The following is a 19,309-nucleotide window of genomic DNA, read 5'->3' on the forward strand; positions in this document are numbered from 1 at the left end:
TGTCGTGGGGGATGTCGGGCCGCGTCAGCCGCCGCGCGCGTCCGCGCCCTGCGCGAACATCAGCTGGAAGCCGCGCCTGATCTGCTGGTCGCGCGCCTGTTCGAGCGCGGCCACCGCCGATGCCTGGTCGAGGTACTGCTCACGCCGCACGCTGCTGCGGCCGCCGATGTGGCCGGTTTCGCGGACCAGGGTCCAGCCACCGAGCAGGTCGGGCTGCAGCATGAGCTGCACGAAGCGGGGGGCGTCGTGGCCGTCCGGGCGTTGTTGCAGGAGCAGGCGCATGGGCCGCTGATTCTACGCGAGATGCGGCCTGCGGACGTCGGGAGCGGTCCCGGTAGCGGGCGCTCGCGCCTGCCGCGGGGCCTTCAGCGTTCTTCCAGCACCGCCATGACCGCGTCCCCCGGCACGTCCGTGGCCATGCGGGCGCGGCCCGGGCCATCCCAGAGCACGAAGCGCAGGCCACCGGCCACTGCTTTCTTGTCCAGGCGCATGCGCTCCACCAGGGTGGCCGGGTCGAGCCCGCGGGGCAGGGCCACGGGCAGTCCGAAGCGTTCCAGCACGCGGCACAGCGCGTCGGCGTCGGCGTCGACGGCCAGCCCCTGCCGCGCCGACAGGCGCGCGGCGAGCACCATGCCCACCGCCACCGCCTCGCCGTGGTTGAGGCCGTCGTAACCCTGTTCCGCCTCGATCGCGTGGGCAAAGGTGTGGCCGAAGTTGAGCAGGGCGCGTTCGCCGTGTTCGAAGGGATCGCGTTCGACGATCGCGGCCTTGTGCGCGCAGCTGCGGGCGATGGCTTCGGCCAGCGCGGCGTCCTCGCGATCCAGCAGCGCGCCGGCATGGCCGGCGAGCCATTCGAGGAAGGGAGCGTCGACGATGGCGCCGTACTTCACCACTTCGGCCAGGCCTGCGCGCAGCTCGCGGTCGGGCAGGCTGCGCAGGGTCGCGGTATCGGCGAACACCGCGCGCGGCGGATGGAAGGCACCGACCAGGTTCTTGCCGGCAGTCAGGTCGACGGCGGTCTTGCCGCCCACCGAGGAATCGACCATGGCCAGGAGGGTGGTCGGCAGCTGCACGCAGTCGATGCCGCGCATCCAGCAGGCGGCGGCGAACCCGGCAAGGTCGCCGACAACGCCGCCGCCCAGGGCGTAGACACAGGCGTCGCGGGTCGCGCCGAGGGCCGCCAGGGCGTCGATCGCATCGCCGAACCCGGCCAGGGTCTTGCTGGCCTCGCCGGCGGCAAGCACGAAGGTCGAGATGCGTGCCTCCGGGCGTGCGGCGCGCAGGGCGTCGCCGACGGTGCCCGCGTACAGCGGCGCGACCTGGCTGTCGCTGACCACCAGCGCGTGGCGTCCGCGGAGCGGTGCGGCCAGGGCGGCGCCGTCGGCGAGCAGCCCCGGGCCGATGGTGATGGTGTACGGCGCGCTGCCGCCGACGTCGATGCGCCCGGTCGTGGTCATGCCGCAGGCGCCGGTCGGGTACGGGGTGCGGCGCGCCGCCATTGCGCGTCGAGCTGCGACGCCAGCTGGCGGGCGGCGTCCGCGGCCGAGAGCTGCCGGGTGTCGAACACCAGGTCGGCGACGTCCGCGTACAGGGCTTCGCGCTCCGTCGCCAGGCGGCGCAGGGTGGATTCACGATCACCCGTGGCCAGCAGGGGGCGGCTGCGGTCGCGTGCAAGGCGTTCGATCTGTGCTGCCACGTCCGCATGCAGGTGCACCACGAAGCCGGTGGCGGCAAGCAGCCTGCGGTTGCCGGCATCCAGCACCACGCCTCCCCCGGTGGCGACGACCGCGTCGGGGCCCGCCAGGAGCGTCGCGAGCACATCGCGTTCGCGCGCGCGGAAGCCGGCCTCGCCCTCGCACTCGAAGATGGTCGGGACCGCCGCGCCGGTGCGCTGCTCGACCTCGAGGTCGCTGTCGACGAACACCAGGCCGAAGTGCCGCGCCAGGCAGCGCCCGATCGAGGTCTTGCCGGCGCCCATGGGGCCGACGAGCACGAGGTGGCGGGCAGGATTCATTGGCAGGACGCGCTTGCTGCGGGACACGGGATGCTAGCAGCCTGCGCGGCGCCATCATCGGTGTCCGTGGGCACCGGGCGCGCCGACCGGCCGCCGTCGCGCGTCCAGGGCGACCACGCGGTCGGCGATGCGCGGCAGCGTGCGCAGGGCGTGGCGGCCGGTACGCTCGCAGTGCTGCACGAAGCGGTCGATGGCCGCGCGGTCCATGGCGGCCGCACCGGGACGCGCCGCCTGCAGCGCCCGCTCGGCCTGCCAGCGCCACTCCGGCACGATCCCGAACGACGGCGCCTGCAGCAGCAACAGGCGATCGATGCGCCGCCACAGTGCGGGATAGTCGCGTTCCAGCGCGGTATTGCACCAGCGCCGCCACGGGCCCCCGGCGTCCTCGTCGCGTTCCAGGATGTTGACCGGCACCTCGAGCTCGGTCGCGTCCTGCGGCGGCGTGCCCAGGAACCAGCCCTCGAACAGCACCAGGTCCACCGCGCCCGTGCGCGGCCAGAGCGTGGATGGCAGGCGATCGTCATCGAGCTTGTCGAAGCGGGGCAGGGCGACGTCGCGGCCCTGGCGCAGCGCGTCGAGCACGTCGATCGCAAGGGCGACATCGTGCGTGCCCGGTGGTCCGCGGGTCGCAAGCAGCGGATGCATGTCGCGCGCCAGCCGCAGGCGATCCGCGTGCGGCAGGTAGACGTCGTCGATCGACAGCAGCGCGCAGCGCAGGCCGCGCCGTGCGGCTTCCGTGGCCACCTGTGCGGCCAGCGTCGACTTGCCGCTGCCCTGCAGCCCACTGATGCCGTAAGTGAATGCACCGGAACGCAGCGTATCGTCCAGCACCGCGGACACGAACGTGGAGTCGAAACCATCCAGGTGGATGTGCATCGCCGTCGCCATCCGGGCACGATAGCCCAGGCGCGGGCGCATCCCGCGCATGACGACGATCTGCACGACCGCGGAGCACGCAAGCCGATGACCGACCTCTACGCCGAAGCCCTCCACACCTTCGACACCCTGTTCGACGAAGCCCTGGCCGCCGGTGAGCCCGACCGCACCGCCATGCAGCTGGCGACGGCCCCGCCCGACGGCCGGCCGTCGCTGCGCACCGTGCTGCTGAAGGCGCACGACGCCCGCGGCTTCGTGTTCTATACCCAACTCGATGGCCGCAAGGGGCGCGAGCTCAAGTCCAACCCGCGCGCGGCGCTGCTGTTCCACTGGCCGCGGGTCCGTCTGGGCGTGCAGGTGCGCATCGAGGGTGGCGTGGCCATCGTCGACGATGCCGAGGCGGATGCCTATTTCGCCAGCCGCCCACGCGGCAGCCAGATCGGCGCATGGGCCTCGCAGCAGTCGGAAACGCTGGAGTCGCGCGAGGAATTCGAGCGCCGGCTGACCGAGTGCGAGCGCGAGTTCGAAGGCCGCGATGTGCCTCGCCCGCCGCGCTGGACCGGATTGCGCGTCGATCCCGAGCGGATCGAGTTCTGGTACGCCGCGGAGTACCGCTGGCACGAGCGCTGGCTGTACGAACGCGACCTTGCCGGCGGCTGCAGCAAGCGGATGCTGTATCCGTGAGCAGCGCGCCCGCGCTGCTGCGCGGCCCGCGGCGCATCGTCTGCCTGACCGAAGAGCCCACGGAGACGCTGTACGCGCTGGGCGAGCAGGACCGCATCGTCGGCATCAGCGGCTTCACCGTGCGTCCGCCGCGGGCGCGGCGCGAGAAGCCCAAGGTCAGTGCCTTCACCAGCGCGAAGATCGAGGCGATCCTGCAGCTCGAACCCGATCTCGCCATCGGTTTCTCCGACATCCAGGCCGACATCGCCGCGGAGCTGGTGCGCCGCGGGGTGGAGGTGTGGATCAGCAACCATCGCAGCGTCGAGGGCATCCTCGACTATGTGTGCCGGCTCGGCGCGCTGGTCGGCGTGGCGGCGCGCGCCGAAGCCTATGCCGACGGGCTGCGCAGGGGGCTTGAAGCGATCGAGGCGCGGGCCGCGGCGCTGCCACGCCGGCCGCGGGTGTACTTCGAAGAGTGGGACGAGCCGCCGATCACGGGCATCCGCTGGGTCGCCGAACTGGTGCGCATCGCCGGCGGCGACGACGTGTTCCCGGAGCTCGCGGCCGAGTCCTTGGCGAAGCAGCGCATCCTTGCCGACCCGATGGAGGTGGTGCGGCGCGCGCCCGACATCATCATCGGCTCGTGGTGCGGGAAGAAGTTCAGGCCGGACAGGGTCGCGGCGCGACCGGGCTGGGACGTGATTCCCGCGGTCAGGGACGGCGAGCTGCACGAGGTCAAGTCGCCGCTGATCCTGCAGCCCGGACCCGCGGCACTGACCGACGGCGTGGCAGCGATGGCGGACATCATCGGGCGCTGGCGCGGCGGTGGCTGAGCCGCAGGCCGGGCCGCACCGCGTACCCGCCGGCACCCGCAACACCGATGCTGACGATCGCGCCCCGGTTTGACATCATCCGCGCCCACGCCACGGAGACAGACGACATGAACCAGGCCGCCATGCACGACGCCGCCCGACTGCTGCTGCGCATCGCACTGGGCCTGCTGGTCCTGCTGCACGGCATCGCCAAGCTGCGCGGCGGCATGGGCGGGATCGAGCGCATGGTCGAATCCGCCGGCCTGCCAGGGGTGCTCGCGTATGGCGTGCTGATCGGCGAGGTGCTGGCACCGCTGATGGTGCTGCTGGGTTTCCATGCGCGGCTGGGCGGGGCCCTGGTCGCGGTGAACATGCTGTTCGCGATCGCACTGGCGCACCTGGGCGAGCTCGACCGGCTCAATGCCGGCGGCGGCTGGGCGCTGGAATTGCAGGGCATGTTCCTGGCGACCGCCGTCGCGGTCGCGCTGCTGGGTCCCGGCCGCTACGGCATCAACCAGAACTGAGGCGCGCCCTCAGTCGTTCGCGGCCGACAGCTCGCGGCCGCGCACGGCGGCGGCGTCGATGGCCGAGGCGACCAGTGCGCGCAGCCCGCCGGCCTCGAAGGTCTCGATCGCTGCCTGCGTGGTGCCGCCCGGCGAAGTGACGCGGCGACGCAGCTCGGCCGGCGCCTCGTCGGAGCCGGTGAGCATGCGCGCGGCGCCGAGGATCGTCTGCTGCACCAGGATGCGCGCGGCGTCGGCGGGGAGGCCCTGGGCACGCCCGGCCTCTTCCATGGCTTCGGCCAGAAGGAACACGTAAGCCGGGCCGCTGCCGGATACAGCGGTGACTGCGTCCATCAGCGCCTCGTCTTCGATCCAGACGGTTTCACCGGCGGCGGCCAGCAGCGCCTGCGCGCGCGCGCGCCCGGAGGCGTCCACGGCAGCGTTCGCGTGCAGGCCGGTCACGCCGGCGCCAAGCAGGGCGGGGGTGTTGGGCATGGCGCGGACCACCGCGGCATTTCCGCCAAGCCAGTCCGACAGCTGGCCGGCGGTGATGCCGGCCGCGATCGACACCGCCAGCGGCCGCGCCGTGCGCGCGTGTCCGGCCAGGCCCTCGCAGACCTCACGCATCACCTGCGGCTTGACTGCGAACACCCAGGTGCCGGTACGTACTGCAGCATCCGACGCCTCGGCATGGACCTGCACGTTGAAGTCGCGGGCCAGTGCCTCGCGCAGCGCGTCCACCGGTTCGACCACGTGGATGCCGGCGGGGTCGGCGCCGCGCGACACCATGCCGCCGATGAGACTGCGGGCCATGTTGCCGCCGCCGATGAAGGCGACGCTGTCCGCCGTGGCTGGTGCGGGGTGGGTCATGGCGGGGTGACTCCTGCGGCGCGTGGAGGGCCATTGTCGCCGAGCACGATTCCCGTCGCGACCCCGTGGCCCGCGTGCTGCGGCACGCGGGTCAGGCCGCCGGTCGCGGCCCGAACAGCGCGGTGCCGATGCGGACCATGGTCGCGCCCTCGGCGATCGCGAGTTCATAGTCCTCGCTCATCCCCATCGACAGGGTGTCGGCTGCGGGATGGTCGGCGCGCAGCGCATCGTGCAGCGCGCGCATCGCGGCGAAGGCGTCCCGGCGACGCGCAAGGTCGGGATGGGGCTCCGGGATCGCCATCAGGCCGCGCAGCGCCAGGGTCGGCTCGGCTGCGATGGCGGCCGCCAGCGCCGGCACGTCATCCGGCGCGCAGCCGTGCTTGCCGTCTTCGCCTTCGATATTGACCTGGATGAGCACGTTCAGTGGCGGGTGGCCTGGATCGCGCGCGGACGCCAGGGCCGCGACCAGCTTGGGGCGGTCGACCGACTGCACCCAGTCGAACAGCGCCGCGGCCTGCGCGGCCTTGTTCGACTGCAGATGGCCGATGAGGTGCCACTCGATGCCGCTGCCCTCGAGCGCGGCGATCTTCGCCGACGCCTCCTGCACGTAGTTTTCGCCAAACGCGAGCGTGGCGCCGGTGCGCAGGCCGGCCCATTCCGCCGCCAGGGTCGCGATCTCGCCCGCCTCGCGGGTCTTGCCCACGGCGACCAGGCGCGCGGCTGGCCGAGTCGCGTCGCCGGCGGCGTTTTCAATCGATTCTAGGACGCGCGCGAGGGGTCCGGTCGGCATCTGCCTGCTCCTCCAGCACCGCTGGTTCTGTGACGCGGATACGGGGCTATACTGCCTGCGGGGAGTACTCTGGCGCCAGCCGCAACGACGGTCGGGCGTCCATCACCAACTTGTGCACTGCCGCTGGGGAGCATGCATGGATATCGCCGAACTTCTGGCATTTTCGGTCAAGAACAAAGCTTCGGACCTGCATTTGTCCGCGGGGCTGCCGCCCATGATCCGCGTCGACGGTGACGTCCGCCGCATCAATATCCCGGCGCTTGACCACAAGCAGGTGCATGCGCTGGTCTACGACATCATGTCGGACAAGCAGCGGCGCGACTACGAAGAGTTCCTCGAGGTCGACTTCTCGTTCGAGATCGCCGGCCTCGCGCGCTTCCGCGTCAACGCGTTCAACCAGAACCGCGGTGCGGGCGCGGTGTTCCGCACCATTCCGTCCGAGGTGCTGACGCTCGAGGACCTCGGAACGCCGCGGATCTTCAAGGAGCTGATCGACCAGCCGCAGGGACTGATCCTGGTGACCGGGCCGACCGGTTCGGGCAAGTCGACCACGCTTGCGGCGATGGTCGACCACGTCAACAAGAACGAGTACGGGCACATCCTCACCATCGAGGACCCGATCGAGTTCGTGCACACCGCGCAGAAGTGCCTGATCAACCAGCGCGAAGTGCACCGCGACACACACGGCTTCAACGAGGCCCTGCGCTCGGCGCTGCGCGAGGATCCCGACTACATCCTGGTCGGCGAGCTGCGTGACCTGGAAACCATCCGCCTGGCGCTGACCGCCGCGGAGACCGGCCACCTGGTGTTCGGCACCCTGCATACGAGTTCGGCGGCCAAGACGGTGGACCGCATCATCGACGTGTTCCCCGCCGGCGAGAAGCCGATGGTGCGCTCGATGCTGTCGGAGTCGCTGCGCGCGGTGATCTCGCAGGCGCTGCTGAAGAAGGTCGGCGGCGGGCGCACCGCGGCCTGGGAAATCATGGTCGGCATCCCGGCCATCCGCAACCTGATCCGCGAGGACAAGGTCGCGCAGATGTATTCGTCGATCCAGACCGGCCAGCAGCACGGCATGATGACGCTCGACCAGCACCTGCAGGACCTCGTCAAGCGCGCCATGGTCACCCGCCAGCAGGCGCGGGACTATGCCAAGGACAAGCGGCTGTTCGAGTAACCGGAGCACCACATGAGCGCCATCGACTTCACCTCCTACCTCAAGCTGATGGCCCACCAGAAGGCCTCGGACCTGTTCATCACCGCGGGCATGCCGCCGTCGATGAAGGTCCACGGCAAGATTTCGCCGATCACGCAGAACCCGCTCACGCCGCAGCAGGCGCGCGACCTGGTGCTCAACGTGATGACACCGCCGCAGCGCGAGGAGTTCGAACGCACCCACGAGTGCAACTTCGCCATCGGCGTGTCCGGCGTCGGCCGCTTCCGCGTGTCGTGCTTCTACCAGCGCAACCAGGTCGGCATGGTGCTGCGCCGCATCGAGACCCGCATCCCGACGATCGAGGAGCTCAACCTCCCGCCGATCATCAAGACGCTGGCGATGACCAAGCGCGGCCTGATCATCTTCGTCGGCGCCACGGGTACCGGTAAATCGACGTCGCTCGCGTCGATGATCGGCTACCGCAACCAGAACTCCACCGGGCACATCATCACCATCGAGGACCCGATCGAGTTCGTGCACAAGCACGAGGGCTGCATCATCACCCAGCGCGAGGTCGGCATCGACACCGACAACTGGGAGAACGCGCTCAAGAACACCCTGCGCCAGGCGCCCGACGTGATCATGATCGGCGAGGTGCGCACCCGCGAGGGCATGGACCACGCCATCGCCTTCGCCGAGACCGGCCACCTGGTGCTGTGCACGCTGCATGCCAACAACGCCAACCAGGCGATGGACCGGATCATCAACTTCTTCCCGGAAGACCGTCGCGGCCAGCTGTTGATGGACCTGTCGCTCAACCTCAAGGGCGTGGTCGCGCAGCAGCTGATCCCGACGCCTGACGGCAAGGGCCGGCGCGTGGCGATGGAAATCCTGCTCGGCACGCCGCTGGTGCAGGACTACATCCGCGATGGCGAGATCCACAAGATCAAGGAAGTGATGAAGGAGTCGACCAACCTCGGCATGAAGACCTTCGACCAGAGCCTGTTCGAGCTCTACCAGGCCGGCGAGATCTCCTACGAGGACGCGCTGCGTTATGCGGACTCCGCCAACGAGGTGCGCCTGCGCATCAAGCTCGCCCAGGGCGGCGATGCGCGCACGCTGGCGCAGGGGCTGGATGGCGTCGAGGTGGCCGAAGTCACCTGACGCGGCGCATCGGGTGCGGCGGCGCATCGCTGCGATTGCGACCCTGCATCCAGGCAAGAATCAAACGGACGCATTGCCCGTCCTTCAGCAGTGCCAAAAAACAAAACAGGGGAAAGTTTGGATGAAGGGTTTCACGTTTGGAATCACGGCCATCGCGGCTGGCTTGCTGGTTGCTGCATCCGCGTCGGCTGCGCCGGTGGTACGCACCCATACGGTCAACGCCGCCGGCGCGTGCAACGGCGCATTGCCGTCGTATGAAGGTGAACTCCGCAAGCGCCCGCTCGGCGTGCAGAACGAGGGCACCGCGCCGGCGTTCGTGACCTGCTCGCTGCCTGGCGACTTCGAGGCGTCGGGTAACCTGATGCTGGTAGCGGCATTCACCAACCAGAACGCCGCGCCCGTCGACGTCAACTGCACGTTCGTCGACGGCATGACGCCGCCATTCGACGCACCGGCCTACTACCCGCAGACCATCACGGTGGCGGCCAACGGTGCCAACATCGGCGAGTGGTACCCCCCGGCGGGTCAGGTCTTCAGCCCCCTGGCGAACGTGAGCTGCAACCTGCCTGCAGGCGTGGCCTTCAACGTGTTCGAAGTGGTGTACGCGGAAGACAACGGCGTCGACGACCCGGTCTGAGGTTTCGCCGCACGACATGCCGACGGGGCGCGCAAGCGCCCCGTTTTCGTTGCTCGATCCGCCAAGGGCTGGGCCTGCACGTCAAGCTGGCGCAAGACCTGGGCGGCGTGGTTGGCCTGGGATGCAGCGTTCCGTGGTGTACCGGCAAGGGCGCCCGCGTGGCGCCCTTTCCTTTGCGCACTTTTTACCTTGCAGCGGCGACAATGGCTGGCCGATCCATCCACCTCTGGAGATCCCCATGGCTTTCACCCTGCCCAAGCTTTCCTACGCCTACGACGCGCTCGAGCCGCACATCGACGCGCAGACGATGGAAATCCACCACACCAAGCACCACCAGACCTACATCAACAACGCCAACGCCGCGCTCGAGGGCACGGAGTGGGCCGAAAAGAGCGCCGAGGACATCATCGCCAACCTCGACCAGCTCCCCGAGGACAAGCGCGGTCCGCTGCGCAACAACGCCGGCGGCCACGCCAACCACTCGCTGTTCTGGACGGTGATGTCGCCCAAGGGCGGCGGCAACCCGGTGGGCGAGGTGGCAAAGCACATCGACAGCGACCTCGGTGGCTTCGACGCGTTCAAGGAAGCCTTCACCAAGGCTGCGTTGACGCGCTTCGGCAGCGGCTGGGCGTGGCTGTCCACCGACAAGGCCGGCAAGCTGCTGGTCGAAAGCAGCGCCAACCAGGACAACCCGCTCATGAAGGGCGTCGGCTCGGGCAATACCCCGATCCTTGGCCTGGATGTGTGGGAGCACGCCTATTACCTGAAGTACCAGAACCGCCGCCCCGACTACATCGCCGCGTTCTACAACGTGGTCGACTGGAACGAAGTCGAGCGTCGCTACCAGGCCGCCATCGCCGGCTGAAGCCGTCGCGGCACCTGATGCAGGACGAAGCCCCGCCCTGGCGGGGCTTCGCACGTCCGGGCGCCGCGAACCGCGTCACGCCCGGGCGTCCCCGGGCTTGCGCGACAGCCCGGCGCTGGCGAGGATGCGGCGACAGCCGACGAGGACCGCCGCCGATGGACATCGCAGACCGCCGCATCGCCACCGTGCACTTCACGCTGACCGATGCCGACAGCGGGCAACCAATCACCAGCACCCGCGACCATGCGCCGCTGACCTACATGCATGGCAGCGGTGGCATCGCACGCGGACTGGAACAGGCGCTGGAAGGGCGCAGCGCGGGCGACCGCTTCGAAGTGGTGGTGTCGCCGGAGGATGGCTTCGGCCCCCGGCACGACGCGCTGGTGCAGACGCTGCCGCGCAGCATGTGGCGCGCGACTTCCGAGCCGAAGGTGGGCGACAGGCTCGAGACCACGACGGCCAAGGGCGCGCTTGATGTGGTGGTGACGGCGGTCGATGCCGACACGCTCACCGTGGACGGCAACCATCCGCTGGCCGGGCGCCGCGTGCGCGCCGACCTCGAAGTGCTGTCGGTGCGCGTGCCGACGCCCGACGAGGTGCAGTTCGGCCTGGGCTGACGCGGACTGCTCAGCGCTCGTCGACCGGACTGAACCTGTGGAGCCGGTCGTCATCGCCGATGCGCAGGTCCGGCCAGCGCGGCGGCACCGCCTGCACGCGTCCGCCGAGGAGGTCGTCGCGCAGCGTGCGTCGCCAGGCTTTGTCCGGGGTGTTTCCGGCCCACATGTGGAAGCTGGTCGCGGCGTTCCAGGCGCCGTTGGCGTCACGTGCGAACAGCGCGCATCGCGACCTGGGAGCGCTGCCAAGCGTGCACAGCAGGGGGTCGCCAGCACCGTCGCGGTCGAGGTCCGGCGTCAGCAGGATGCACTCGTCGGTCGCAAGGGCGCAGTCCTGCTTGCCGAAGCGTCCGGCAGCCAGCGCGTCCCACCAGGCATCGTCTGGTGCGATGGCTCCTTCGGCCAGCCGTACCTGGGCACGCAACTGTGCCGCGTCACGCACGGGGCGTTCGGCCTCGTCGTCCGAGTACGTGCCCCAGCGGTTGGTGCGGGCGATCACGCGCTCCAGCTCCGCGAGCCGCTCGGCGTCGCCGGTCCAGGAGGGATGGGTGCGCAGCGCCAGCGTGGCTTCGTAGCCTCGGCGGCCGCTGTCGTGGCGGAGCCAGGCCAGGTCGAAATCATCGGGTGCAGTGCGGCCATCCGCCAGGCGCTGCAGCTGGCTGCCCACCGCGATCCGGTGTGGATCGAGCAGTGGCGTGTTGGCCAGCAGCGCCAGCGCCAGCACGACCAGCGACATCACCCGGTTCACCGGGCGGATCGCACCCAGCCAGCCATCCCGGCGGCGGAGCACTGCCCAGGCGTATCCCAACGCGTAGCCGGCCACGATCACGGCCAGCAGCACCGCCCAGACCCGGTCCGTCGTCCAGCCGTGCTGGTGGATGCGCAGCCACATGGCATACAACGCCAGCAGCGCGTACAGCGGCAGTGCCACGAGCCCGGCATCGACGAGCCGCCGCAGCCAGCCCGGGTAGGGCCGCTCGCCTTCGCCGTCCTGCAGCACCGAGTTCGTAAACGCCACGAGCAGCGCCACCACGGCGATCAGGGTGCTCGCCGCCGAACGCATCTCCCACAGCGGAGCGAGCCCCGTGAACGGCAGGCTGACGACGAACAGCACGGCGATGAAGGCCAGCAGCGGCAGCAGGCCGGTGAAGATCGCGAACAGGATCTGGCGTGCCACCTGGACCGCGCGATGCTGGGTGCGGCCGATCAGCACGCCCAGGCCGGCCATGGCGCCGGTGGCAAGGTAGATGAAGGCGTCTTCGCGGAACAGTTCGCGGAAGAAGGTGATGTCCACCAGGGCGAACAGCGCGCCCCACAGCATCAGCACCAGCCAGCAGATGCCGGTGAACAGCAGCGCCAGCGCCAGTGTCAGCGCGTTCTGCCAGGCGTGCTCGAACAGGCAGGGATAGGGCGCCTGCCAGTGGCCGTGGGCCAGGCGGCACTGCAGCCAGGGCAGGGCGACGAACAGGCCGATGGCGATCGAGGCGCCGAAGGGCCCGAGTACCTGGTCGGCGCGGATGCCGGGGGCGCCGGTGGCGTTCCAGGAGGCCCAGGCCGCGAGCCCCGCGAAGACGACCAGGGCGCCCACCGCGTGCTGCCAGAAACGGGCATCGCGCAGCCGCACCACGCTCAGCGCCATCATCGTCGGCACCGTCAGCACCAAGGTGTACCAGCAGATCCGCCCGCCAAGCTCCGCGAACGGCCACCACCCGGCGTCGTGTCCCTTCTGGGCGAGGTACATCAGCCCGCCCTGGAGCACGGCCAGCAGCACGATGAAGGCGCGTTCATTGCGCGGAAGCGAAGCGTCTGTCGACATGGCGGGTCCCGCGGCGGTGGCGATGCCGCCATGTTAGCCGTGGCCGGACGCAAGTTGCCGGCACTGGATAGAATGGCCCCATGTCCCCGCAGTCCACCCCGCTTGCCAACCAGCTGCTGGTCGCGCTGCCGTCGCTGGCCGATCCCCACTTCGCGCGCACCGTGTCGCTGCTGTGCCAGCACGATGCCAACGGTGCGATGGGCGTGGTGGTCAACCGGCGGTCCGACTACACGCTGGGCGAGATCTTTTCCCAGATGGGCATTGCCTGCGAGAACGGCGCGCTGTGCGCGACGCCCGTGCTCGCCGGCGGCCCGGTGCATCCCGAGCGCGGCTTCGTGATCCACGACGGCGATCATGGCTGGGACTCCAGCCTCACCGTCGCCGATGGCCTGCGCGTGACCACCTCGCGCGACGTGCTCGAAGCCATGGCCCGGGGCGACGGCCCCGAACGGGCCGTGGTCGCACTGGGATGTGCCGGATGGAGCGCGGGCCAGCTCGACGCGGAGCTGGTCGAGAACAGCTGGCTGACCGTGCCCTCCGACGACGAGATCCTGTTCGCGCTGCCGCTGGACGCGCGCTGGCAGGCGGCCGCGGGCCGCATCGGTGTCGACCTCGCCCACATGCCCGGCTACGCCGGACACGCCTGATGGACACCATTCGCGCCGACGGCACAGTGCTCGGTTTCGACGTCGGCGCGCGTCGCATCGGCGTGGCCATCGGCAGCAGCTTCGGCCACGGCGCACGCGCGCTGGCGGTGGTCGACGTGCACGCCGACCAGATCGACTGGTCCGCGATCGACCGCCTGCAGAAGGAATGGCGCCCGGACGGCTGCGTGGTCGGTGACCCGATGACGCTCGATGGCGGCGACCAGCCGATCCGGACGCGCGCGCGCGCCTTCGCGCTCGAACTCGCGCGCCGCTACCGGCTTCCCGTGGTGATGGTCGACGAGCGCTCGAGTTCGATCGAGGCCGCGCAGCGCTTCGCTGTCGACCGCGCCGAGGGCCGCCGTCGCCGCCGCGACGCCGTGGCGCTGGATGCAGTGGCCGCCGCGATCATCGTGGAACGCTGGCTCGCCGCGCCCGGCGACGCCGTTCCGGTCGAGCCCGAATCGCCGCCCACCGGCACCACGGCATGAACCCGCAAACCAGCGAAGACGGACGGCTGCGGCACCTGCTCACCCTGGAGGGCCTGCCGCGCGCGACGCTGGTGGCGCTGGTGGACCGCGCCCAGGCCTTCCTCGATGGCCACGGTGGCGCCGATCCGCGCACGGCGCTTGCCGGCACCGCGGTGTGCACCCTGTTCTTCGAACCCTCCACGCGCACGCGGCTGTCGTTCCAGCGCGCCGCGCAGCGGCTGGGTGCGGACGTGCTCGCGTTCGACGCCTCCACCTCGTCCACCAGCAAGGGCGAGACCGCGCTCGACACCCTGCGCAACATCGAGGCCATGGGCGTGCGTGGCTTCGTCGTGCGCCATCGCGACGACGGCGCCGCGGCCATGCTGGCCGCCGCCGCGCAGCCGGGCACGGCGGTGGTCAACGCCGGCGATGGCCGCAGCGCGCACCCCACGCAGGGTCTGCTCGACGTGTTGACGCTGCGCCAGGCCAAGGGGGCCGACTTCCCGCGGCTGAAGATCGCCATCGTCGGCGACATCCGGCATTCGCGGGTGGCGCGATCCGAGCTGCACGCGCTACGCAGCCTGGGCATCGGTGAGGTCCGTGCCTGTGGGCCGCGCCCCCTGCTGCCGGACGCTGGCGACGCGATGCTGGAGGGCTGTGCCGTCACCAGCGACCTCGATGCCGCGCTGGAAGGCGTCGACGCGGTGTTCATGCTGCGGCTGCAGCGCGAGCGCATGGAGGAGGGGCTGGTGCCTTCGCTCGAGGCCTATCACCGCGACTACGGCCTGACCGCCGCGCGCTTGCGCCGTGCCGCGCCCGGCGCCGTCGTGCTCCATCCAGGCCCGATGAACCGCGGCGTGGAGATCAGCGACGAGGTGGCCGATGGGCCGCAGTCGTTGGTGCTGCAGCAGGTAGCCAACGGCGTGGCCGTGCGCATGGCGGTCCTGGAAGCGCTGCTGGCCTGAGCCGCTGGCCGGCCGGGTAACCGCTCCCACAGTGGTGCTTGCGGCTTGGGTCAGCGGAGGAGGATGACCGTCGCCAGGCCCAGGAAGCTGAAGAACCCCACCACGTCGGTCACCGCCGTCACCACCACGCCGCCCGCCACCGCCGGGTCCACGTTCGCGCGCTTCATCGCCAGGGGCACCAGGACCCCCGCGAGCGCCGCGGACGCGAAGTTCACGATCAGCGCCACGGTGATCACCAGGCCGAGCATCCAGTCGTGGAACCAGGCCACGGACACCAGCCCGACGAAGCCGCCGATCAGCAGCCCGTTGATCAGCGCCACGCGCAGTTCTTTCCACAGCAGCACGCTGGCGTTGCTCGCGCCCACCTGGCCCAGGGCGAGGCCGCGCACCATCAGCGTCAGCACCTGCATGCCTGCGTTGCCGCCGATGCCGGCGACGATCGGCATCAGCACCGCCAACGCGACGATCTGCTCGATGGTGGCTTCGAAGCGACCGATCACGCCCGCCGCCAGGAAGGCGGTGGCCAGGTTCACGCCCAGCCACACGATGCGGCCGCGCACAGCGCGCCGCACCGGCGAGAACAGGTCCTCGTCCTCGTCCAGGCCGGCGGCGCCCAGCGCCTGGTGCTCGGCCTGCTCGCGGATGATGTCGACCACGTCGTCGATGGTGATACGGCCGAGCAGGACGTTGCCCTCGTCGACGACGGGTGCGGACACCCAGTCGTGGTCGGAGAACTGCCGCGCCACCGACTCGGCCGACTCGCCGACGTGGATGGCCGTGAGCTCGTCGTCGATCAGCTTGTTGATCGGGTTGCCGGGCTCGCTGGTCACCAGGTTCTGGAGCGCGACCCAGCCCAGCAGCTGGTGGCGGCGATTGACCACGTACAGGTGGTCGGTGTGGTCGGGCAGCTCGCCCCGCAGGCGCAGGAAGCGCAGCACCACGTCGACCGTGGTGTCGGCACGCACCGTCACCACGTCGGGATTCATCAGGCGGCCGGCGGTGTCCTCGGCATAGGACAGGGCCTGTTCCAGGCGCTCGCGGTTCTCGCGGTCCATGGACTTCAGGACTTCGTCGATCACCGTGTCCGGCAGGTCCTCCACCAGGTCTGCGAGGTCGTCGATGTCGAGGTCTTCGACCGCGGCGACGATTTCGTCGGTGTCCATGTCCGCGAGCAGGCTCTCGCGCACTTCGTCGCCGACGTGGACCAGCACCTCGCCGTCATCTTCGGGATCGACCAGGCCCCAGACCACCATGCGGCGATCGGGCGGCAGCGATTCGAGCAGGTTTCCGATCTCCGCCGGGGCCAGCGTGTTGACCAGCCGGCGCACGGGACCGAGGCGGCCGCTGTCCAGGGCATCGGACAGCAGGCGCAGCTGGCGCGCGGTCTTGTCGTGGCGGACGGCTTCGGCCATGGAATGCTTCCGGGGGGCGCGTCGCGCGACGGGATGCGCGACAGGGATCAGGCGTTCATGCCGGCATTATCGCCCGCGTCGCCACTGCTGCACAGCCCGCGCTCAGCGACGCAGCCGCGCGCGCAATCGCCTGGCCGCGGCGAACACCCGGCTGGCGAAGCTGCGGTCGAGCTCCGCCTGCAGTTCCCGCACCTCGCCGTAGAGGCGGCGGTTGTGGGCGTCGCGCCGTGCCAGCAGGTCACGCAGGTCGGCGACGTCGCGCTCGCTCAGCGTCCGCCCAGGCCGCAGGTGCGCGGGGAGCGGCCGGTCGACATAGACGGTCGAGTGCCGCGGCGCGGCTTCCGCGGCGGGGCGTTCACGGGTGTAGAAGTACAGCGCCACCGACCTGCGGCTGAGCGTTTCGCGCCCGGGCGGCAGTCGGATCGGCGGGAACCCGTGCCAGCTGTGCTCGGTGGTCTCGAAGATCACGCAGCGGTTGAACACCGGCGCGACCGCGACCACCTCGTCGGTGTCCGGGTCATGGGGATCGCGGCGCAGCTCCAGCGCGCCGCCCCAATCGTCCTGCCACTCGCGGTTGAGGTAGACGATCAGGTTCAGCCGCCGGTGCCAGCCCGTGGCCGGGTGGTGGTTGAAGTCGATGTGGGTGTCGAGGCTCTGGCCATCGCGGTTGTCGTGGGTGCCGCCGCCGAAATAATCCGGGTCGTAGAGCAGGCCGTCGATGCCGGTCAGGCGCTCCACCAGTCCAAGGAATGCCGGCGACTGGATGCAGTCGTCGAGCGCGGCGTAGGCGTCGCCGAGCGCGCGGATGCGCTCGACCGTGGACTTGCCCGCGGCGACCCCGTCTTCGTTGATGGCATTGCCGCGTTCGAAGGCCGGGAACCGGGCCATCAGCGCATCCGCGAAACCCGGGACGAGGAAGTCCTCGATCACGCAGTGGCGGAACGGCTGCGCGGCGAGGAAGCCCTCGCGGATCGCGTCCGCGCCGGCGACGACCCGCGGCGCGACGATGGCGTGCAGCGCGCCGACGGAAGCGGGGTCCGTGCTCATGCCGCGGCCGCCGCCACGCTTGCCAGCCAGCGTTCGATGCCGGCCCGGTCGCGCGCGCGCAGCAGGGCCGGGGCGCGCTTTCGAAGCGCGGACAGATCGTGCGCGCGAAGTTCGCGGCGCACCTCGAGCAGGGTGCCGGGATGCACGCTGAATTCCTCCAGCCCGAGCGCGAGCAGCAGCGGCGTGAACAACGGATCGCCGGCCATCTCGCCACAGACCGCCGCCGGCCGGCCGTTCGCCTGGGCGGTCGCGAGCACTTGGTGCAGCAGCTGCACGACCGCCGGGTGCATCGGGCTGTGCAGTTCCTGCAGGGCATCGTTGCCGCGGTCGGCGGCGAGCAGGTACTGCACCAGGTCGTTGGTGCCGATGGAAATGAAGTCGACCAGGTCGATCAGCGCCGGCAGGGCGATGGCCGCGGCCGGCACCTCGATCATGGCCCCCAGTGCGATCCCGTCGGCGACCACGTGGCCTTCGCTACGGAGCTTCGCGGCGGCCTGACGCAGCAGCCGGCGCGTGGCCACCAGGTCCTCGCGACGCGCGACCATCGGCAGCAGGATCCGCAGCGGCCCGTAGCCCGACGCACGCAGGATCGCGCGCAGCTGGGTGGTGAACACGCCGCGCTGGCGCAGCGCCAGGCGCACGCCGCGCACGCCCAGTGCCGGGTTGGGCTCATCGGGCAGCGCGAGTCCGCTGCCGTCGGCCTTGTCGGCACCGACGTCCAGGGTGCGGATGGTGGCGATGCGCCCCGTCATGCCCAGCACGAGATCGCGGTAGGCGACGAACTGCTCTTCTTCCGACGGCAATTCGTCGCGCTGCAGGAACAGGAATTCGGTGCGGTACAGGCCGACGCCGGCCGCGCCCAGGGCGTGGGCCTCGGCCACGTCCTCCCGCGATTCGGCGTTGGCGTACAGGCGGATGTCGACGCCGTCGAGCGTGCGCGACGGTTCGCGGCGCAGGCGGTGCAGCTGGCGCCGCTCGCGCTTGCCCTCGCGCACGCGCTCGCGGTGTGCGCGCAGGTCGTCGGCGCCGGGATCCACGATCACCAGCCCCGTGCTGCCGTCGATCATCAGCACGTCGCCGTCGTTCACCTGTGCCAGTGCCTGCGCGGCCCCCACCACCAGCGGCAGGTGCAGGCTGCGCGCGAGGATCGCGCTGTGCGCGAGCATGCTGCCGCCCGCGGTCACGACGCCGAGCACGCCGCGGGCATGAAGCCGCGCGACCTCGGACGGAGCCAGCGCGTCGGCGACGATGATCTCGCCCGCAATGCCGACCACCTGGGCATCGTGGCGGTGCAGGGCGGCGTGGATGCGACCGATGACGTGGTCGATGTCCTCGACGCGGCTGCGGAAATAGGGGTCGTCCATGCTTTCGAACACGGTTGCGAGCCGGTTGCGCTGCAGGCGCAGCGCGTAGTCGGCAGCGTAGCGTTCCCTGGAGATCAGGCCATCAAGCCCCTGCAGCAGTTCGGGATCGTCGAGCAGCAGGGCATGCAGGTCGAGGAACTCACCGACTTCGCCGGCCAGTGCGCCGTGCAGGCGCGAGCGCAGGTCGCGCAGCTCCGCGCGCACCATGCCGATGGCCTCGTGCAGTCGCGCGATCTCGGCCGGAACGGCTGCGCGTGCGATGCGCTCCTCCGCGACCTCCAGCGCATGCGGCTGGCGCACGCGCGCCCGGCCGAGGGCATTGCCCCGCGATGCGCCCTGGCCGGGGAACACCTGGCGCATCAGCTGTCCTCGTCGAATCGTCGCTCGAACAGCGCGCACACGGCGTCGGCGGCCGCGGCCTCGTCGGCGCCCTCGACCCGCAGCGTGACCGCGGTACCGGTGCCCGCGGCGAGCAGCATCACACCCATGATGCTCTTGGCGTTGACCTCGCGGCCCTTGGCGGTGAGGGTCGCGTTGACGTCATAGCCCGACAGCAGCTGCACCAGCCGCGCGGTGGCGCGCGCGTGCAGCCCGAGCCGGTTGGACACGGTGAGTTCGCGTTCGATCATG

At 70.5% G+C, this 19,309-nt stretch carries 22 protein-coding genes; 11 read left to right on the forward strand and 11 right to left on the reverse strand.

Going from position 1 to position 19,309, the window contains the following annotated elements:
* Nucleotides 1-24: 24 nt before the first annotated feature.
* From ACW5F0_RS09930 to ACW5F0_RS09945, 4 genes are all read right to left on the reverse strand, one after another.
* Nucleotides 25-282 carry a WGR domain-containing protein gene (locus ACW5F0_RS09930; RefSeq protein WP_456963773.1) on the reverse strand — a complete coding sequence of 86 codons (258 nt, stop codon included), beginning with the start codon at nucleotides 280-282 and terminating at the stop codon, nucleotides 25-27.
* A gap of 83 nt (nucleotides 283-365) precedes the next feature.
* Nucleotides 366-1,457, reverse strand: a complete 1,092-nt coding sequence (gene aroB / locus ACW5F0_RS09935; protein WP_456963774.1) for a 3-dehydroquinate synthase — start codon at nucleotides 1,455-1,457, stop codon at nucleotides 366-368.
* Entirely contained in the window at nucleotides 1,454-2,014 is a 561-nt protein-coding gene (locus tag ACW5F0_RS09940; protein WP_456963775.1) for a shikimate kinase, read from the reverse strand. Before ACW5F0_RS09940 ends, aroB begins: the two co-directional genes overlap by 4 nt.
* A 54-nt stretch (nucleotides 2,015-2,068) precedes the next feature.
* Nucleotides 2,069-2,902 carry a kinase gene (locus ACW5F0_RS09945; RefSeq protein ID WP_456999666.1) on the reverse strand — a complete coding sequence of 278 codons (834 nt, stop codon included), beginning with the start codon at nucleotides 2,900-2,902 and terminating at the stop codon, nucleotides 2,069-2,071.
* A gap of 75 nt (nucleotides 2,903-2,977) precedes the next feature.
* Between ACW5F0_RS09945 and pdxH the strand changes: the two genes are divergently transcribed.
* From pdxH to ACW5F0_RS09960, 3 genes are all read left to right on the forward strand, one after another.
* Nucleotides 2,978-3,574, forward strand: a complete 597-nt coding sequence (gene pdxH, locus ACW5F0_RS09950; RefSeq protein WP_456963776.1) for a pyridoxamine 5'-phosphate oxidase — start codon at nucleotides 2,978-2,980, stop codon at nucleotides 3,572-3,574.
* Nucleotides 3,571-4,386: a cobalamin-binding protein gene (locus tag ACW5F0_RS09955; protein ID WP_456963777.1), complete on the forward strand. Its 816-nt coding sequence runs from the start codon at nucleotides 3,571-3,573 to the stop codon at nucleotides 4,384-4,386. Before pdxH ends, ACW5F0_RS09955 begins: the two co-directional genes overlap by 4 nt.
* 107 nt (nucleotides 4,387-4,493) lie before the next feature.
* Nucleotides 4,494-4,889: a DoxX family protein gene (locus tag ACW5F0_RS09960; RefSeq protein WP_456963778.1), complete on the forward strand. Its 396-nt coding sequence runs from the start codon at nucleotides 4,494-4,496 to the stop codon at nucleotides 4,887-4,889.
* A gap of 9 nt (nucleotides 4,890-4,898) precedes the next feature.
* On the opposite strand, the gene proC is transcribed toward ACW5F0_RS09960, so the two are convergent.
* Both proC and ACW5F0_RS09970 read right to left on the reverse strand, forming a co-directional pair.
* Nucleotides 4,899-5,738, reverse strand: a complete 840-nt coding sequence (gene proC, locus ACW5F0_RS09965) for a pyrroline-5-carboxylate reductase (RefSeq protein ID WP_456999648.1) — start codon at nucleotides 5,736-5,738, stop codon at nucleotides 4,899-4,901.
* Between the two features lie 91 nt (nucleotides 5,739-5,829).
* A complete protein-coding gene (locus ACW5F0_RS09970; RefSeq protein WP_456999649.1) occupies nucleotides 5,830-6,528 on the reverse strand; it encodes a YggS family pyridoxal phosphate-dependent enzyme in 699 nt (232 codons plus the stop codon).
* Nucleotides 6,529-6,664: 136 nt separating this feature from the next.
* Between ACW5F0_RS09970 and ACW5F0_RS09975 the strand changes: the two genes are divergently transcribed.
* From ACW5F0_RS09975 to ACW5F0_RS09995, 5 genes are all read left to right on the forward strand, one after another.
* Nucleotides 6,665-7,702 (forward strand): type IV pilus twitching motility protein PilT, encoded by a 1,038-nt coding sequence (locus ACW5F0_RS09975; RefSeq protein WP_456963781.1) that lies wholly within the window; start codon nucleotides 6,665-6,667, stop codon nucleotides 7,700-7,702.
* A gap of 12 nt (nucleotides 7,703-7,714) precedes the next feature.
* The gene (locus ACW5F0_RS09980) at nucleotides 7,715-8,845 is read left to right on the forward strand and encodes a PilT/PilU family type 4a pilus ATPase (protein WP_456963782.1); all 1,131 of its coding nucleotides are present in this window, start codon (nucleotides 7,715-7,717) and stop codon (nucleotides 8,843-8,845) included.
* 196 nt (nucleotides 8,846-9,041) lie between these two features.
* The gene (locus tag ACW5F0_RS09985; RefSeq protein ID WP_456999650.1) at nucleotides 9,042-9,482 is read left to right on the forward strand and encodes a hypothetical protein; all 441 of its coding nucleotides are present in this window, start codon (nucleotides 9,042-9,044) and stop codon (nucleotides 9,480-9,482) included.
* Between the two features lie 238 nt (nucleotides 9,483-9,720).
* Complete coding sequence (locus tag ACW5F0_RS09990; RefSeq protein ID WP_456963784.1) at nucleotides 9,721-10,347, forward strand: superoxide dismutase; 627 nt, start codon at nucleotides 9,721-9,723, stop codon at nucleotides 10,345-10,347.
* Nucleotides 10,348-10,502: 155 nt separating this feature from the next.
* Nucleotides 10,503-10,964 carry an FKBP-type peptidyl-prolyl cis-trans isomerase gene (locus ACW5F0_RS09995; protein ID WP_456963785.1) on the forward strand — a complete coding sequence of 154 codons (462 nt, stop codon included), beginning with the start codon at nucleotides 10,503-10,505 and terminating at the stop codon, nucleotides 10,962-10,964.
* Between the two features lie 10 nt (nucleotides 10,965-10,974).
* On the opposite strand, the gene ACW5F0_RS10000 is transcribed toward ACW5F0_RS09995, so the two are convergent.
* Nucleotides 10,975-12,801 carry a DUF4153 domain-containing protein gene (locus ACW5F0_RS10000; RefSeq protein ID WP_456999667.1) on the reverse strand — a complete coding sequence of 609 codons (1,827 nt, stop codon included), beginning with the start codon at nucleotides 12,799-12,801 and terminating at the stop codon, nucleotides 10,975-10,977.
* 56 nt (nucleotides 12,802-12,857) lie between these two features.
* Between ACW5F0_RS10000 and ACW5F0_RS10005 the strand changes: the two genes are divergently transcribed.
* From ACW5F0_RS10005 to ACW5F0_RS10015, 3 genes are read left to right on the forward strand one after another with little or no spacing between them, the layout of a single operon-like run.
* Nucleotides 12,858-13,424 (forward strand): YqgE/AlgH family protein, encoded by a 567-nt coding sequence (locus ACW5F0_RS10005; RefSeq protein WP_456963786.1) that lies wholly within the window; start codon nucleotides 12,858-12,860, stop codon nucleotides 13,422-13,424.
* The gene (gene ruvX, locus ACW5F0_RS10010) at nucleotides 13,424-13,912 is read left to right on the forward strand and encodes a Holliday junction resolvase RuvX (protein WP_456963787.1); all 489 of its coding nucleotides are present in this window, start codon (nucleotides 13,424-13,426) and stop codon (nucleotides 13,910-13,912) included. The genes ACW5F0_RS10005 and ruvX overlap by 1 nt, the downstream gene beginning before the upstream one ends.
* A complete protein-coding gene (locus ACW5F0_RS10015; protein WP_456963788.1) occupies nucleotides 13,909-14,856 on the forward strand; it encodes an aspartate carbamoyltransferase catalytic subunit in 948 nt (315 codons plus the stop codon). The genes ruvX and ACW5F0_RS10015 overlap by 4 nt, the downstream gene beginning before the upstream one ends.
* A gap of 50 nt (nucleotides 14,857-14,906) precedes the next feature.
* On the opposite strand, the gene mgtE is transcribed toward ACW5F0_RS10015, so the two are convergent.
* The 4 genes from mgtE to ACW5F0_RS10035 all read right to left on the reverse strand — a co-directional run bounded on the left by mgtE (nucleotide 14,907) and on the right by ACW5F0_RS10035 (nucleotide 19,308).
* On the reverse strand, nucleotides 14,907-16,268 hold the full coding sequence (gene mgtE, locus ACW5F0_RS10020; RefSeq protein ID WP_456963789.1) for a magnesium transporter: 1,362 nt from the start codon (nucleotides 16,266-16,268) through the stop codon (nucleotides 14,907-14,909).
* 102 nt (nucleotides 16,269-16,370) lie between these two features.
* Complete coding sequence (locus tag ACW5F0_RS10025) at nucleotides 16,371-17,315, reverse strand: 2OG-Fe(II) oxygenase (protein WP_456963790.1); 945 nt, start codon at nucleotides 17,313-17,315, stop codon at nucleotides 16,371-16,373.
* Nucleotides 17,312-19,039 carry a phosphoenolpyruvate--protein phosphotransferase gene (ptsP, locus tag ACW5F0_RS10030; RefSeq protein ID WP_456999651.1) on the reverse strand — a complete coding sequence of 576 codons (1,728 nt, stop codon included), beginning with the start codon at nucleotides 19,037-19,039 and terminating at the stop codon, nucleotides 17,312-17,314. Before ptsP ends, ACW5F0_RS10025 begins: the two co-directional genes overlap by 4 nt.
* Entirely contained in the window at nucleotides 19,039-19,308 is a 270-nt protein-coding gene (locus ACW5F0_RS10035; RefSeq protein WP_456963792.1) for an HPr family phosphocarrier protein, read from the reverse strand. The genes ptsP and ACW5F0_RS10035 overlap by 1 nt, the downstream gene beginning before the upstream one ends.
* Between the last annotated feature and the right edge of the window lies 1 nt (nucleotide 19,309).

The sequence above is a fragment of the Luteimonas sp. A534 genome, assembly GCF_054072805.1.

Coding starts and splice junctions, on each gene's coding strand:
- ACW5F0_RS09930 (WP_456963773.1), bottom strand. CDS start 282: ATGCGCCTGCTCCTGCAACAACGCCCGGACGGCCACGACGCCCCCCGC.
- aroB (WP_456963774.1), bottom strand. CDS start 1,457: ATGACCACGACCGGGCGCATCGACGTCGGCGGCAGCGCGCCGTACACC.
- ACW5F0_RS09940 (WP_456963775.1), bottom strand. CDS start 2,014: ATGAATCCTGCCCGCCACCTCGTGCTCGTCGGCCCCATGGGCGCCGGC.
- ACW5F0_RS09945 (WP_456999666.1), bottom strand. CDS start 2,902: ATGGCGACGGCGATGCACATCCACCTGGATGGTTTCGACTCCACGTTC.
- pdxH (WP_456963776.1), top strand. CDS start 2,978: ATGACCGACCTCTACGCCGAAGCCCTCCACACCTTCGACACCCTGTTC.
- ACW5F0_RS09960 (WP_456963778.1), top strand. CDS start 4,494: ATGAACCAGGCCGCCATGCACGACGCCGCCCGACTGCTGCTGCGCATC.
- proC (WP_456999648.1), bottom strand. CDS start 5,738: ATGACCCACCCCGCACCAGCCACGGCGGACAGCGTCGCCTTCATCGGC.
- ACW5F0_RS09970 (WP_456999649.1), bottom strand. CDS start 6,528: ATGCCGACCGGACCCCTCGCGCGCGTCCTAGAATCGATTGAAAACGCC.
- ACW5F0_RS09975 (WP_456963781.1), top strand. CDS start 6,665: ATGGATATCGCCGAACTTCTGGCATTTTCGGTCAAGAACAAAGCTTCG.
- ACW5F0_RS09980 (WP_456963782.1), top strand. CDS start 7,715: ATGAGCGCCATCGACTTCACCTCCTACCTCAAGCTGATGGCCCACCAG.
- ACW5F0_RS09990 (WP_456963784.1), top strand. CDS start 9,721: ATGGCTTTCACCCTGCCCAAGCTTTCCTACGCCTACGACGCGCTCGAG.
- ACW5F0_RS09995 (WP_456963785.1), top strand. CDS start 10,503: ATGGACATCGCAGACCGCCGCATCGCCACCGTGCACTTCACGCTGACC.
- ACW5F0_RS10005 (WP_456963786.1), top strand. CDS start 12,858: ATGTCCCCGCAGTCCACCCCGCTTGCCAACCAGCTGCTGGTCGCGCTG.
- ruvX (WP_456963787.1), top strand. CDS start 13,424: ATGGACACCATTCGCGCCGACGGCACAGTGCTCGGTTTCGACGTCGGC.
- ACW5F0_RS10015 (WP_456963788.1), top strand. CDS start 13,909: ATGAACCCGCAAACCAGCGAAGACGGACGGCTGCGGCACCTGCTCACC.
- mgtE (WP_456963789.1), bottom strand. CDS start 16,268: ATGGCCGAAGCCGTCCGCCACGACAAGACCGCGCGCCAGCTGCGCCTG.
- ACW5F0_RS10025 (WP_456963790.1), bottom strand. CDS start 17,315: ATGAGCACGGACCCCGCTTCCGTCGGCGCGCTGCACGCCATCGTCGCG.
- ptsP (WP_456999651.1), bottom strand. CDS start 19,039: ATGCGCCAGGTGTTCCCCGGCCAGGGCGCATCGCGGGGCAATGCCCTC.
- ACW5F0_RS10035 (WP_456963792.1), bottom strand. CDS start 19,308: ATGATCGAACGCGAACTCACCGTGTCCAACCGGCTCGGGCTGCACGCG.